We start from the raw sequence: 13,350 nt of genomic DNA on the forward strand, positions 1-13,350 counted from the left end.
CATGGCACGCGTGGGACGTCTGGCCGGAGCGCTGCTCGCCTCCACCGAGGGAGCCTTCTTCCTGGTGGGAGATCTCAAGGAGCCGTGTGACTGGGCGAAGGCGGGCTTCGAGCCCCCTGCTCAAGTTCCCGGGGCGGAGCTGCCCTTCGTGCGCCTCTCGCCGGTGCGCCCGGTGGAGGTGGCTCCGCCGCTGTTGGTGGTGGAGCTCGAGGGCGAGGCCCTGGCGCGGTTGCTCTTCGAGCGTCTGGTCATCCGCCGCAATGGCTCGGTGTCGGAGCGGCTGTGGCGGCTCGTCACCGAGCACGAGGCCCGGCCGGAGACGGACGCTCGTTGGTTGGCGCAGGTCCCCGGACACGTCTGGGAGTTGGTGCGCGACTCCGTCCTGCGCTGCTCCTGAGGAGAAGACAATGAAGGTCTACATCATCGGTGCGGGACCTGGAGATCCGAAGCTCATCACCGTGCGCGGGGCGGAGCTCGTCGAGCAGTGCCCCGTGGTGCTCTACACCGGCTCGCTCGTTCCGCAGGCCGTCATCGCCCGCGCCCGCCCTGGGGCCCGCGTGCTCGACTCCTCGTCGATGACGCTCGATCAGATCATCGACGTCTTCAAGGAGGCCCAGGCGGCGGATCACGACGTGGCCCGCGTGCACACGGGAGATCCCTCCATCTTCGGCTCCACCGCCGAGCAGATCCGCAGGCTCCAGGAGCTCGGCATCGACTACGAGATCATCCCGGGCGTCTCCTCCTTCACCGCAGCGGCCGCGGTGCTGGGCAAGGAGCTGACGCTGCCGGAGCTGTCCCAGACGGTCATCGTCACCCGGGCCGAGGGACGCACCCTCATGCCGGAGGGAGAGAAGCTGGAGGACCTGGCGCGCCATCGTGCCACCCTGGCGCTCTTCCTCAGCGCGGGGCTCATCCGCGACGTCGTGGAGCGGCTGCTGCCCTCCTACGGGCCGGACTGCCCGGTCGCCGTGGTGCAGAAGGCCACCTGGCCGGATCAGAAGGTGGTGCGCGGCACCCTGGCGGACATCGGTGACAAGGTGCGCGCCGAGCGCATCAACGCCACCGCGATGATCCTGGTGGGCGAGGTGCTGGAGGCGAAGGACTTCGCCAACTCGCGCCTGTACGACCCGACCTTCACCCACCGCTTCCGCAGGGGAACGGACGATGCACGCTGACCGTCCACGGCGCATTGCCATCACCGGCTCGGCCGGCGTGGGAAAGACGACGCTGGTGCACGCGCTGAGCCTCCGCCTCGGGCTGCCTGTCGTCCCCGAGGAGACGCGAGAGCTCATCACTCGCACCGGGAAGCGTCTGGAGGAGCTGCCCATGCCCGAGCGTGCGAACGTCCTCCGGGAGCTGTGGTCCACGCGCCGGGTGCGAGAGGCGGATCGGCGCGAGGGCTTCGTGGCGGACAACTGCGTCGCGGACTTCGCCGCCTATGCGCTCCAGCATGGGTGCTCGGAGCTCTTCCCGGACTTCTCCCAGACGCCGGCCCTCGTGGCTCACTACGACGCCGTCTTCGTCCTTCCCTGGGGCGCCCTGCCCTACGAGCGGGACGGAGTCCGCGGAGACAGCCCCATGGACGAGCTGCGCTACCAGCTCGTCCTCGAGTCGCTCCTGCGCCGCTCCATCCCCGCGTCGCGGTTGCACTTCATTCCGGACTCCTGCACCTCTCTGGAGGAGCGGGTGCGCTTCTGCGAGGAGACCCTCGGGCGCTCGCCGGACAAGGAGCGGGGCGGCTTCGTGACCCTGGTCGGTGCGGGGCCGGGAGATCCGGGGCTGCTCACCGTGCGCGCGAAGGCGTTGCTGCAACAGGCGGAAGTAGTGGCCTACGACGCCCTCATTCCTCCGGCGGTGCTCGCGGAGATCGGCCCCCAGGCGGAGCGCATCCTCGTGGGCCACCGCAACCAGGGCGCCACCCAGGCCGGCTATCGGCTGCACCCGGCGGTGCTCGAGCAGGCCCGTGCCGGGCGGCACGTGGTGCGGCTGAAGCAGGGAGATCCGTTCATCTTCGGACGGGGTGGCGAGGAGGCGGAGGAGCTGCTCGAGGCGGGCATCCCCTACGAGGTGGTTCCAGGCGTCTCGTCCGCGCTCGGAGCCGCGGCCTACGCCGGCATCCCGCTGACGCACCGGGAGCACGCCTCCGACGTCTCCTTCGTCACCGGGCACGACATCGAGGGGCCCCGGAGCCACACCTGCTGGGAGAAGCTGGGCGCCGCTGGAGGCACGCTGGTGCTCTTCATGGCCACGCGGAAGCTGGAGGCCAACCTGGCCCGGCTGGTGGAGTGTGGACGCAGCCCCCAGACGCCCGCGGCCTACATCGCCTCGGCCACCACGCCCGAGCAGGTCGTGTTGGTGGGCACGCTGGAAACGCTCGCCGCGCAGGTGCGGGAGCGCAACGCGTTGGGACCTCCGGCCCTGGTGGTGGTCGGTGACGTGGTTCGGTTGCGCGAGCGCCTCGCCTGGTTCGAGCGGCGAGCACACGGGAGCGGGACATGAGCGCGAAGACACCCAGGGGATTGCTGGTCGTCTACACGGGGGATGGCAAGGGGAAGACCACCGCCGCGCTCGGGGTGGTGTTCCGCGCGCTGGGCCGGGGCATGAAGCCCGCGGTGGTGCAGTTCATCAAGGGCAAGTGGAAGACGGGCGAGCGCACCTTCGCGGAGACGCTGCCGGGCCTCGTCTTCCTCACCATGGGCCGGGGCTTCACCTGGGAGAGCGAGGACCTCTCCCGGGACAAGCGGGCCGCCCAGGAGGCGTGGGCCGAGGCCCGGCGCCTGATGACGAGCGGCGAGCACGAGGTGGTGGTGCTCGATGAGCTGACGTACGTCATCAACTACGGCTTCGTCCCCGTGGAGGAGGTGCTGGAGGCACTGTCGGCACGGCCCTCTCACGTGCATGTGATCATCACCGGCCGCTCCGCCCCGGAGCCGCTGATGGCCGCCGCGGAGCTCGTCACCGAGATGAAGTGCGTGCGCCATCCCTTCGAGAAGGGCGTTCCCGCCCAGGTGGGGCTCGACTTCTGATGGACGGCACTCCTCACATTCCCCGGCTGGTGGTCGCGGGCACCGCCAGCGGCGTGGGCAAGACGACGGTCATGGTGGCCCTCACCCGGGCGCTCCAGGCACGCGGCCTGAAGGTGGCCACCTTCAAGTGCGGCCCGGACTACCTCGATCCGAGCTACCACGCGCGCACCACCCAGGCGCCGTGCCACAACCTCGACGGCTGGCTGATGGGCCGCGATGCCGTCATCTCCACCTTCCGCCATGCCAGCCAGGGCTGCGACGTGGCCCTCATCGAAGGCGTGATGGGGCTCTACGACGGGGCCTCGCCTGACTCGGAGGAAGGGTCAGCGGCGCAGGTGGCCAAGTGGTTGGCGGCGCCCGTGCTCGCGGTGGTGGACGCCTCGGGCATGGCGCGCACCATCGCCGCCATCGGCACCGGGCTGGCGGCCTTCGATCCGCAGCTGAAGTTGGCGGGCGTGTTCGCCAACCGCGTGGGGAGCCGCGGCCACCTGGAGCTGCTCCAGCGCGCGGCGCTCGGCACGGGAGTTCCGGTGGTGGGCGGGCTCCCCGAGCAGGAGGCGCTCACCTTCCCCGCGCGCCACCTGGGTCTCCTCACCGCCTCCGAGGAGAGCATTCCCACGCAGCGCCTCGACGCCTGGGGAGCGCTCCTCTCCGAGTGGAACGACGCGGCCACCTTCCTGCGCCTCGCCGGGGAAGCCCCCGCGCTGCCGGAGGCACCGGAGGAAGAACGCCGGCAGGCCCCCGTCACCTGCCGCATCGCGGTGGCGCAGGATGCCGCCTTCCACTTCTACTACGCGGACAACCTGCGGCGGCTCGAGCGGCTCGGCGCGCGGTGCGTGCCCTTCTCGCCGCTCTCGGACACGGCACTTCCGCCGGACGTGCATGCCCTTTATCTGGGAGGCGGCTATCCGGAGCTGCATGCGCGACAGCTGGCCGACAACCATGCCATGCGCCGCGCCATCTCCGAGTTCTCCGCGCGAGGCGGCCCCATCTACGCCGAGTGCGGAGGGATGATGTACCTCAGCCAGGGTCTCCGCACGCTCGATGGCCAGGACTACCCCATGGTCGGGCTGGTGCCCGGGGTGGCGGTGATGGCGCCCAAGCTGCAGGCGCTCGGCTACGTGGAGGTGGAGACGACGGTGCGCACCGTACTGGGTGGCGCGGGGCTGCGCTTCCGCGGGCACCAGTTTCGCTACTCCACGTTGGAGGGAGTCCCCACCCACGGCGGAACCCTGCGCATCCGTCGGCGTCGCGGCGGCGTCACGCACACCGAGGGCTTCGGTCCGCCCAACGTGCTGGCCTCCTACGTCCACGCCCACTGGGCCTCCAATCCCCTGGTCGCCGAGGGGCTCGTGAGCTCCGCGCGCGCCTTCAAGGAGCAGCGGACATGAAGGCCGCCGTCGCCACGCCGGAGGTGGAAGCGCCCTCGCTGGAGGGAGGCGGGCGACTGCTGGTGGTGCGCTTCGACCGTCCGCACGCCGTCCTCTCCTGGGCCGTCATCAACGGAGGCCGTCGGCGCGCACGGGCGGTGGTGTGGCGGCAGGTGCGCGATGACGAGCTCGTCCCGGGAGTGGATCCGGTGGCCCTGCTCGCGGCGAGTCTCGGAGAGTCGTCCGAGGAGACGGTGGGCCTCCTCACCTCGCGAGACGTGTCCACCTTCGACGACGTGCGCCTTGCTTCCGGTGCGCTCTCGGCGCGCTGCGTGGCCACCGTGGGCCTGGGCAACGCGCTGGCGGCCGGAGATGAGCCCGGGCCGCTGCGCAGCGTGGGCACCATCAACCTCCTGTGTCAGCTGTCCCGTCCCTTGTCTGAGGGGGCGCTGGTGGAGGCGGTGGCGCTGGCGGCCGAGGCCCGGACGGCGGCTCTCATGGAGGCACGTGTCCCCAGCCGCCGGTCACTGCGGGCGGCGACCGGAACGGGCACCGACTGCATCGTGGTGGCGGCGCCGGAGGGGCCCGGAGGCGAGACGTACGTGGGCAAGCACACCCGGCTCGGCAGCCTGTTGGGTGGCGCGGTGCGTGAGGCCACCTCGCGAGGCATACGCCGGTGGCTGGAAGAGCGAGGTGTCCGGTGAGCGGAAGAATCATCCTGGTGGGCGGCGGTGTGCGCTGCGGCAAGAGCCGCTTCGCCCTAGAGCTGGCGCAGGCGATGGGACCACGGCGCACCTTCGTCGCCACCTCCGAGCCCTTCGATGACGAGATGCGCGAGCGCGCGCGTCGCCACCGTGAGGAGAGGACGGGCCGCTTCGAGACGGTGGAGGAGCCGCGCCGGTTGTGCGAGGTGCTGGAGGCGGACACGGCGGACGTGGCGGTGGTGGACTGCGTGACGCTGTGGCTGTCCAACCTCCTGCTCCGGGGGGATGAACCGGAGGCCATCCTCGGCGAGGTGGATCGACTGGTGGGCGTGCTTCAGCGGCGGCGGAGCGCCACCATCCTGGTGACGAACGAGGTGGGAATGGGACTCGTCCCCGAGTCGCCGCTGGGACGCACCTTCCGCGACGTGAGTGGTGGAGCGCACCAACGCCTGGCGGCAGCGGCGGACGAGGTGTACTTCGGCGCGCTCGGGCTGCTGCTGCGGCTGAAGCCGGGGAGCCTGGTGGTGGGGGCCGCCGGATGATGCTGGACGGAGGAACGCACGCGGCGCTGGTGCTGGGGCTCGCGCTCGCGGTGGACCTCATCTGGGGCGAGCCGCCCACGCCGGTGCACCCCGTGGTGTGGATGGGCCGCCTGCAGCGGCGCCTGCGCCGGCTGGCACCCCGTGCGCCCCTTCCCGCGTTCCTCCATGGACTGGGAATGGCGATCACCGGACCCGTCGTCTTCGGACTCGGAAGCTGGGCACTGATCCACCTCGTCTCTCCCTGGCCTCTCTTGCAGATCGCTCTGGAGGTGTACCTCCTCAAGAGCGCCTTCGCGGTGCGGGCCCTGGCCGAGGCGGGACTGGCCGTCTTCCACGCCCTGCACAAGGGGGATGATCCGGCGGCGCGCCTGGCCCTACGCAGCCTCGTGTCGCGCGACACCTCGGGCCTCGAGCCCCCGCTGCTGGCTGCGGCGGCGGTGGAGTCGGTGGCGGAGAACACCTCGGACTCGGTGGTGGCTCCCCTGCTCTTCTTCGCGGTGGCGGGAGTTCCCGGTGCGCTCGCCTACCGGGCGGCCAATACGCTGGACGCGATGATTGGATATCGCGGCGAGCTGGAGTGGCTGGGCAAGGCCGCCGCCCGGCTGGACGACGTGCTCAACCTGGTGCCGGCGCGTCTGTCCGCGGCGCTCCTCGTGCTGGCGTGCGCGCTGTGTGGTGCCTCTCCCGCCCGGGCGGTGCTCTCCTGGTGGCGAGACGGCTCCGCCACCGAGAGCCCCAACGCCGGCCGTCCCATGGCGGCGGTGGCCGGGGGCCTGGGCGTGGAGTTGGAGAAGGTGGGGCACTACCGGCTGGGAACGGGAGGACGCCAGCCGCGAGCGGAGGACATCCGCCGCGCGGTCTTCCTCATGGTCGCGGCCTCGCTGCTGGCCGCTGCGTTGACGGCCGCCTATGTCGGCGGGGAGGGATTCCGTGTTGCCCTTGCCTCGCCCTGAGTTGCAGCACCTGGAGCCCGCTCCGCACGGAGGGGACGCCGCGCCAGGGTGCGTGGACTTCAGCACGGGAGTCTCCCCACTGCCGCCTCCGGAGGCGGTGCTCGAGGCCTTCCGCGCCGCCGACGTGCGGCGCTACCCCCACCCCACGGCCCTTCCCCTGAGGGAGCCCCTCGCGAGGCTCCATGGGCTGCCGCTCGATGGAGTGGTGGTGGGCAATGGCTCGGTGGAGCTCATCTGGGCCCTGGCTCGCGCCTTCGCGGGCCCGGGGCGTCACGCGCTGGTGCTCACCCCTGCCTTCGGGGAGTACGCGCAGGCGGTGCGCGCCAGCGGAGCCTCGGTGGAAACGCTGGCCGCGAAGGGGCCGCCCTTCGAGTGGGATCTCGAGGTGTTGCTCGCCACGCTCCGCCGCCAGAAACCTTCCCTCCTCTTCGTGTGTCGGCCGAGCAATCCCTGCCTCGCCGTGTTCCCGCTGGAGGCAATACGCGCCGCCGCGGCCGCCGCGCCCGAAACCCTGGTGGTGGTGGACGAGGCCTACCAGCCGCTCTTCGAGGGCGTGGAGCCCATGCGCCCGGAAGGCAACATCGTCGTGCTGCGTTCCCTCACCAAGGTGTTCGCCCTGCCGGGGCTGCGGCTCGGCTACCTGCTGGGAGAGCCTCGGCTGGTGCGCGCGGTACAAGCAGCCCTCCCACCGTGGAACGTGTCGGCCCCGGCGCTGGCGGCGGGCCGGGAGGCACTCGAGTGCCTCGGGCAGGTGGACGTGGTGCGCACGGAGATCAGCCGGCTGCGGAGAGCACAGCAGACGCTCCTCACCGAGGCTGGCGCCCAGGTGGACGCCACCGGAGGCACGTTCCTGCTGTGCCGGGTGCCCGAGGCCCGCCCCTTCGCCGCCGCCGCCGTCCAGGCCGGCATCCGGGTGCGCGACTGCACCAGCCTGGGCCTCCCCCACCACATCCGCCTCGGAGTGAGACCCGAGTCGGACCATGCCCTTCTGCGCTCCGCCTGGCGGCGCGTCCGGGAGACATTCGAATGAAGGCCCGTACCCTGATGGTCCAAGGCACTGCTTCCAGCGTGGGCAAGAGCCTGCTGGTGACGGCCCTCTGCCGCATCTACGCGCGGCGGGGCTTCAAGGTGGCGCCCTTCAAGTCGCAGAACATGGCGCTCAACTCGGCGGTGACGCCGGATGGGGCGGAGATTGGCCGCGCCCAATATGCCCAGGCCGAGGCGGCGCGCGCGGTGCCGTGCGCGGAGATGAACCCCATCCTCCTCAAACCGGAGACGACGTCCGGCTCGCAGGTGGTGGTGATGGGCAAGGTGCTGGGGAGCATGCACTTCCGTGACTACCACCGGCGCAAACCCGAGCTGCGCGAGGTGGTGGGCCAGGCGTTGGACACCCTCCGCGAGCGCCATGAGCTGGTCATCATCGAGGGAGCGGGCAGCCCGGCGGAGGTGAACCTCAAGGACCGCGACCTCGTGAACATGTGGGTGGCCGAGCGCGCCGACGCCCCGGTGGTGCTGGTCACGGACATCGAGCGAGGCGGAGCGCTGGCGGCGCTGGTGGGCACGCTGGAGCTGCTCGAGCCCCCCGAGCGGGAGCGGGTGCGAGCCCTGGTGGTGAACAAGTTCCGCGGTGACCCTTCCCTCTTCCAGGGAGGCGTGAGCTTCCTCGAGAAGAAGTGTGGCATCCGCGTGGCCGGAGTCATCCCCCACCTGGGAGACACGGGCATCGCCAGCGAGGATTCACTGGACCTACGGCCCGGAGAGGCGAACGGCGGGGCACTCGTGAGCATCCTGAAGCTGCCGCGCCTGTCCAACTTCGATGAGTTCGAGCCACTGATGCGCGAACCAGGGTTGGAGGTGCGCTGGTGCGAGCGGCCCGAGGAACTGGAGGGCGCGAGGCTCGTCATCATCCCAGGCACCAAGTGCACGGCGAACGACCTGCGCTGGATGAGGCGCACCGGACTGGCGGGGGCGCTGGTGCAGCGGGTGCACGCCGGGCAGCCGGTGCTGGGCATCTGCGGTGGCTACCAGATGCTGGGCGAGCGCATCCTGGATCCGCTGGGCGTGGAGTCACCGGAGCCGGACGTGGCGGGGCTGGGCCTGCTGCCGGTGGTGACGCGCTTCGAGAAGGAGAAGGCCACCTCGCCGGTGTCGCTGCGACTCGGGGAGGGACTGCCAGGAATGCGCACCGCCGGAGGCATGGAGGTGCGGGGATACGAAATCCATTGTGGCCGGGTAACGGTGGCGCCGGAGGCGCGGCCCTTCGGCACGTGGTTGCAGCGCGGGAATGAAGCGTGCCAGCAAGCCGAGGGCTGCGTCGCGGCTGGAGGCGCAGTGGCCGGAACCCTCGTGCACGGCCTCTTCGAGAACGAGTCGGTGCGGCGAGCGGTGCTGACGGAGCTCGGCGTGACGGCGGGCGCATCACGGGCCGATCCCTACGAGGTGCTCGCCGACCACTTCGAGAAGGCCCTGGACCTCGCCTACCTCGACCGGATGGTGGGGCTGTGAACGGACGGACGAGCGCGAGTTGGATCATTCCGGCACCGGACCAGGTGGCGGCGGACCGTGCGCATGAAAGGCAGTCGCGCCTCACCAAGCCTCCGGGGAGCCTGGGAGTACTGGAGGAGGTCGCGGTGAAGCTGGCCGCCCTGCAAGGCACGCCGCTGCCCCGGAGCCGGCCCGCGGCGGCCCTGCTCTTCGCGGCGGATCATGCCGTCACCCGCCACGGAGTCTCGCCCTACCCTTCGGCCGTCACCGCGGCCATGGTGGAGAACTTCCTGCGGGGGGGGGCGGCCTCCAGCGTCCTGTGCCGACAACTGGGCGTACCGCTGCGTGTGGTGGACGTGGGCGTGCTGCGACCGCCCGCGCGACCCCCTGACGAGGGTGTCTCCTTCCGGCGCGACCCGGTGGCGGACGAGCCGGGGGGAGACCTGCGGGTGGAGGACGCGATGAGCGAGGCCACCTTCCGGCGTGCGCTGGCGGCGGGGGCCGAGGAGGTGGACCAACTCCCGGACGACGTGCGCCTCGTCATGCTGGGAGAGATGGGCATCGGCAACACGACCGCGGCGGCGGCGGTGGCGGCCCTGCTCCTCGGGAGCAAGGCGGAGGAGATGGTGGGCCGGGGCACGGGGGTGGACAACGCGGGCCTCGCGCGCAAGGTGGAGGTGGTGGGTGACGCGGTGCGGCGGCTCGAGGGTGCTGGCCCCGAGCGCGCCGTTCAATCCGCGGGAGGAAGGGACATCGCGGCCCTGGTGGGGGCGGCGGCACGAGCCATCGAGCGACGCAAGGCGGTGCTGGTGGACGGCTTCATCGTCTCGGTGGCCATGCTGGCGCTGGAGCGGATGGCACCGGGCGCGAGGGAGTGGATGCTGTTCGCCCACCGCTCGGCCGAGGCGGGCCACCGGCACGTCCTGGAGGCACTCGGCGCGAGGCCGATGCTCGACCTGGGGCTGCGACTGGGCGAAGGCAGTGGCGCGCTGACGGCGCTGCCGCTGGTGGACGCCGCGTGCGCACTGCATGCGGGCATGGCCACCTTCGAGGAAGCCGGAGTCCCGGACCGGGGGCAGGGCTGATGCAACTTCCTCCCGTGCTGCGGGGGGCCCGCGCGGCCTTTGCCTTCTACACCCGCATTCCCGTCGGAGGTTTTCCCTACAGCCCGGCCGACTGGCAGTGGGCCTCGGGGTGGTTTCCGCTGGTGGGAGCCTGCCTCGGTGGGCTGCTGGCGCTGGTGTGGCTGGCCGTCGAGCGCGCGGGACCGTTCGCCGCCGCCGCGCTGGTGGTGGGCATGGGGATGCTGCTCACGGGGGCATTCCACGAAGACGGGCTGGCCGACACCGCGGACGCGCTCGGTGGGGCGTACGAGCGTGCGCGCCTCTTCGAGATCCTCAAGGACAGTCGCATCGGCTCCTTCGGCGCGGCGGCGCTGGTCGTAGTACTGGTGCTACGCATCGCGCTGCTCGCGCGACTCCAGGCGATCGCGCCCCTGGCCCTCGTGCTCACCGGGTGCCTGGCACGAACCCCGCCCATCTGGCTGATGGTCGCCCTCCCCTACGTGACGAGCAATACGACCTCACGCAGCCAGAACGTGGCACGCATCACCGGCGCCCAGGCGATGCTGGCCACGGCCTGCCCCATCGTGATGATGGGCGCGTTCCTCTGGACGGGCTGGCTGGAGACGACCACGGCGTGGGCGCTCCTGGCGGCGGCCGGCCTCACGGCGCTCGTGTGTGGCTGGCGCTTCTGGGTGCGCGCTGGAGGCATCACGGGAGACTTCCTTGGAGCCACGCAACAGATAGCGGAATGCAGCCTCCTGCTCGTCCTGGCGCTGACACGCGGCGACGCGGCCTGACGGGAGGCTCCTTCTACACGGGCTCCCTGGCGGACGTGGTGCGACGCGCGAACCGGGTCTTCCGTCAGGGATTCGCGGCCGGAGCCATGGGACTCGCGACCGGAGCCGCGGGCTCCGCGGCCGGAGCCTGGGTCTTCGGGCCAGATACCGAGGATATCCGCTGGTCCATGAGCGTGGCCGACTCCGCGCCGCCGACCGCGTTGAGAATGGCCTGACCGCGTTCGTCGACGAGCCGGGTGAACAACTGCTGGGCGTAGCCGAAGATCACCGCCCAGGCGATGATCTGCGCCGACGAATCGAGGTTGGACAGGCCTGGAACGAACTCGCCCCGCATGAGGAGGAGCCCCAGGACGGCGGTCAGGGCGCCGGTGGGCAGCTTGAGGAGCGCGAGGGCCAGGGGGACGCTGTGCGGAATCACGGTGCCCCGGAGCTGCCGCAGGGACACGGCCGCGGCCAACGCGGCGGAGATGAGGCCGATCAGCTCGACGAGCAGGTAGTCCAAGCTGCTCGTGAGCCCGTAGGGATTCGCGCCCTCCGTCCCGCTCGCCGTCGGGCAGACGACCCTGCCCTCGGGTTGGAAGCAGAGGGGCATGAGATTCGGACTCATGGCCATGACGACGCCGAGAGTGACGGCGAGCACCATGAGGCAGAGGGAGATGCCATACACGATGTTGCGGAAACTGCGGACGCGCACGTACTCGCGTTCCTGTGCCAGCAGGGCGGCCTGGAGCGCGGTGATGACGGTCTCGCGGTTCGCCTCGGCCAGCTTCGGGGTGACGGATGACTTCACCAGTCCCTCGACCGCCAGCCTGCGCGGATCCCGCGCGGGGAGATGTTCCCGGAGGGTGGCGATGAGCTCGGGTATCCGTGCTTCCAGATCCGCGAGGGGCATGTACCGCAGCATCAGGCAGTACGCCGCGTGGATGTTCGTCTCGACGGTGTCGATCAACGCACCACTCCGGCCCCAGGGAAACCGCCGCTGGTCGGCGGCGCGGCAGGCGGCATCCAGACGATCATTCGCCTCCCTGGCGAGCGTCTGCGCGTTGGGGGCCGCGTCCTTATGCGCCTTGCTGTCCTCGCAGAGCGCCTTCAGCTCGGCGATGCGGGCCAGCGCTCGCTGTCCCCAGGACCAGGTGCCCATCTGGGAATGGGTGCCAGATCCCGATGAAGCCGTCGCGGTCCCCATGATCACCTCCAATTGGGCCCCGTGAGTCCTCCCGCGGTCGGGAAGCGCGGGCCCGCCATGTCAAACATGAGCAGTGGCGCACGCGCCGTGTACCCCGCCACCGCCCAGGCACCGACACGCCGTGCGACCGCCGACTCCCGTTACTCCATCACCGTGGAGGCCAGCATGACGGCGAACATCCCTTGGGGCAGGTTCTCCACGCGCTCCTTGTTGACGTAGTTGGCGTAGTCGACCTGGACTCCCATGCCCTGAACGGAGTCGCGAACCACCACGTGCCCGTCCGGTCCGTAGGTGATTTTCGACTTCACGCCCTCCCACCCCTTCTGGGCCACACGGGCGTAATCGTCGCTGATGTAGCCGAGGGTCACGGCCTTCTTCAGAGCATAGACGAACATGGCACTGCCCGAGGTTTCCAGCCAGTTGTCCGGCTGATCTCCCTTGTCGAGCACCTGGTACCACAAGCCGGTGACCGGATCCTGCGTGCTCTTCAAACCCTCGGCCACGTTCCGCAAGATGTCCTGGATGTCCTGATGGTCGGAATGGCCGCTGGGGAGGTGCTCGAGCGTATCGACCAGGGCCATCGCCAACCACCCCATGCTGCGGTTCCAGTGGATGGGGGAGACTCCCGTATCAGGATTTGCCCACGCGACGTTCCGATCCGCATCCCATGCATGGAAGTGGAGCTTCGTCGTGGGATTGTAGGTGTGCTGGTGGATGAGCTTGATCTGCTTGACCACCGTATCGAAGGACTCGGTTCGTGCCTCCTCCGACGTCGCGAACTCGGCACCGTACTGGGCGATGTACGGCCCCGCCATGTAGATGCCGTCCAGCCACATCTCGTTGGGATACCTGGTCTTGTGCCAGAATCCACCCTCCGAGTTCACCGGAAAGTCAGCGTACCTGGCGCGGATGTTCGCCGCCGCGAGCTTGTACTTCGGATCCTGGGTGGCCTCGTACAGAGGGAAGAACAGATTGGCGGGCTGGATGAGGTCCAGGTTGTGTTCGTCGGGATATGACGGAATGTTCCCGTTGCTGTCGACGTACTTGTCCACCCATGTCTTGATGTAGTCCAGGTACCGCCGGTCCTGCGTCTTCTCATGGAGCCGGGCAAACCCGACGAAGAGCACGCCGTTGGTGTACTCCCACCGCTTGGTCGTAATCGTGTCCGGGTCTGGCCACTCCTTGATGATGGAATTGGCCAGTGCCACGCCGACGCTCGGAGCA

The 13,350-nt window shown here is 70.2% G+C and carries 14 protein-coding genes; 12 read left to right on the forward strand and 2 right to left on the reverse strand.

What is annotated here, in order from left to right; genetic code table 11:
- The first annotated feature begins 1 nt into the window (after position 1).
- The 12 genes from JQX13_RS42200 to JQX13_RS42255 are packed head-to-tail and all read left to right on the forward strand — an operon-like array spanning position 2 to position 10,940.
- Positions 2–397, forward strand: coding sequence for a precorrin-3B C(17)-methyltransferase (locus JQX13_RS42200; RefSeq protein WP_203405064.1), 396 nt, complete (start codon positions 2–4; stop codon positions 395–397).
- Positions 398–407: 10 nt separating this feature from the next.
- Positions 408–1,175, forward strand: a complete 768-nt coding sequence (gene cobM, locus JQX13_RS42205) for a precorrin-4 C(11)-methyltransferase (protein ID WP_203405065.1) — start codon at positions 408–410, stop codon at positions 1,173–1,175.
- A complete protein-coding gene (gene cobA / locus JQX13_RS42210) occupies positions 1,165–2,499 on the forward strand; it encodes a uroporphyrinogen-III C-methyltransferase (RefSeq protein ID WP_203405066.1) in 1,335 nt (444 codons plus the stop codon). Before cobM ends, cobA begins: the two co-directional genes overlap by 11 nt.
- A complete protein-coding gene (cobO, locus tag JQX13_RS42215) occupies positions 2,496–3,026 on the forward strand; it encodes a cob(I)yrinic acid a,c-diamide adenosyltransferase (protein WP_203405067.1) in 531 nt (176 codons plus the stop codon). The genes cobA and cobO overlap by 4 nt, the downstream gene beginning before the upstream one ends.
- Positions 3,026–4,417 carry a cobyrinate a,c-diamide synthase gene (locus tag JQX13_RS42220; protein ID WP_203405068.1) on the forward strand — a complete coding sequence of 464 codons (1,392 nt, stop codon included), beginning with the start codon at positions 3,026–3,028 and terminating at the stop codon, positions 4,415–4,417. The genes cobO and JQX13_RS42220 overlap by 1 nt, the downstream gene beginning before the upstream one ends.
- A complete protein-coding gene (locus tag JQX13_RS42225) occupies positions 4,414–5,100 on the forward strand; it encodes an adenosylcobinamide amidohydrolase (RefSeq protein WP_203405069.1) in 687 nt (228 codons plus the stop codon). The genes JQX13_RS42220 and JQX13_RS42225 overlap by 4 nt, the downstream gene beginning before the upstream one ends.
- Positions 5,097–5,642 (forward strand): bifunctional adenosylcobinamide kinase/adenosylcobinamide-phosphate guanylyltransferase, encoded by a 546-nt coding sequence (cobU, locus tag JQX13_RS42230; protein WP_203405070.1) that lies wholly within the window; start codon positions 5,097–5,099, stop codon positions 5,640–5,642. The genes JQX13_RS42225 and cobU overlap by 4 nt, the downstream gene beginning before the upstream one ends.
- The gene (cbiB, locus tag JQX13_RS42235) at positions 5,639–6,595 is read left to right on the forward strand and encodes an adenosylcobinamide-phosphate synthase CbiB (protein WP_239014182.1); all 957 of its coding nucleotides are present in this window, start codon (positions 5,639–5,641) and stop codon (positions 6,593–6,595) included. Before cobU ends, cbiB begins: the two co-directional genes overlap by 4 nt.
- Positions 6,573–7,625 carry a pyridoxal phosphate-dependent aminotransferase gene (locus JQX13_RS42240; protein ID WP_203405071.1) on the forward strand — a complete coding sequence of 351 codons (1,053 nt, stop codon included), beginning with the start codon at positions 6,573–6,575 and terminating at the stop codon, positions 7,623–7,625. The genes cbiB and JQX13_RS42240 overlap by 23 nt, the downstream gene beginning before the upstream one ends.
- Entirely contained in the window at positions 7,622–9,100 is a 1,479-nt protein-coding gene (locus JQX13_RS42245) for a cobyric acid synthase (RefSeq protein ID WP_203405072.1), read from the forward strand. Before JQX13_RS42240 ends, JQX13_RS42245 begins: the two co-directional genes overlap by 4 nt.
- Complete coding sequence (gene cobT / locus JQX13_RS42250) at positions 9,097–10,164, forward strand: nicotinate-nucleotide--dimethylbenzimidazole phosphoribosyltransferase (protein WP_239014183.1); 1,068 nt, start codon at positions 9,097–9,099, stop codon at positions 10,162–10,164. Before JQX13_RS42245 ends, cobT begins: the two co-directional genes overlap by 4 nt.
- The gene (locus tag JQX13_RS42255; RefSeq protein ID WP_203405073.1) at positions 10,164–10,940 is read left to right on the forward strand and encodes an adenosylcobinamide-GDP ribazoletransferase; all 777 of its coding nucleotides are present in this window, start codon (positions 10,164–10,166) and stop codon (positions 10,938–10,940) included. Before cobT ends, JQX13_RS42255 begins: the two co-directional genes overlap by 1 nt.
- A 64-nt stretch (positions 10,941–11,004) precedes the next feature.
- On the opposite strand, the gene JQX13_RS42260 is transcribed toward JQX13_RS42255, so the two are convergent.
- Together JQX13_RS42260 and JQX13_RS42265 are read right to left on the reverse strand one after the other, a co-directional pair.
- Complete coding sequence (locus JQX13_RS42260; protein ID WP_203405074.1) at positions 11,005–12,126, reverse strand: hypothetical protein; 1,122 nt, start codon at positions 12,124–12,126, stop codon at positions 11,005–11,007.
- Between the two features lie 140 nt (positions 12,127–12,266).
- Positions 12,267–13,334, reverse strand: a complete 1,068-nt coding sequence (locus JQX13_RS42265; RefSeq protein ID WP_203405075.1) for a glycoside hydrolase family 88/105 protein — start codon at positions 13,332–13,334, stop codon at positions 12,267–12,269.
- Positions 13,335–13,350 lie beyond the last annotated feature (16 nt).

This window comes from Archangium violaceum (assembly GCF_016859125.1).
Classification (GTDB): Bacteria; Myxococcota; Myxococcia; order Myxococcales; family Myxococcaceae; genus Archangium; species Archangium violaceum_A.